1 pseudogene is annotated in these 652 nt (G+C 63.5%); it reads left to right on the top strand.

Going from position 1 to position 652, the window contains the following annotated elements:
• A pseudogene (locus NKH03_RS34890) lies at positions 1 to 652 on the top strand (IS630 family transposase); the annotation flags it as partial.

Genomic DNA, 652 nt, shown 5'->3' with positions numbered 1-652 from the left:
GCTCGATTTGGTGTCAGCTATAGCGCGGCCATTGAGTGGCTGAAGCGTGTGGAACAGACCGGCAGCGTGGCGCCCAGCCAAGTGGGCGGTTACAAGCCCAAGAAGATATCGGGAGCGTGGCGCGACTGGCTTGTCGAGCGCTGCCGGGAAAAGGACTTCACCTTGCGCGGCCTTGTCGCCGAACTGGGTGAGCGCGGCCTGAAGGTCGACTACCGCTCGGTGTGGGAGTTCGTGCACGAGGAGAAGCTGTCTCACAAAAAAAGACGCTGATCGCAGCCGAGCAGGATCGCCCCGATGTCGCGCGGCGGCGGGCGCAGTGGGTTCAGTACCAAGGTCGGATCGATCCCACCCGCCTGGTCTTCATCGACGAAACCTGGACCAAGACCAACATGGCCCCGCTCAGGGGCTGGGCACCGCGCGGCCAGCGCCTTAAGGCCAAGGTGCCGCACGGCCACTGGAAGACCATGACCTTCCTGGCGGCATTGCGCCATGACCGCGTCGATGCGCCATGGCTCATCGACGGACCAATCAACGGCGAACGCTTCCAGCTCTACGTTGACAAGGTTCTCGTCCCCACCCTCAAGCCCGGCGACATCGTCGTCATGGACAACCTCGGCTCGCATAAAGGCAAAGCCGTGCGCCGTGCCATCCG

The sequence above is a fragment of the Mesorhizobium sp. M1406 genome (assembly GCF_040317555.1).
Lineage (GTDB): Bacteria > Pseudomonadota > Alphaproteobacteria > Rhizobiales > Rhizobiaceae > Mesorhizobium.
The sequence above is the reverse complement of the archived record's forward strand: the minus strand, read 5'-3'. Positions and strand labels throughout refer to the sequence as shown.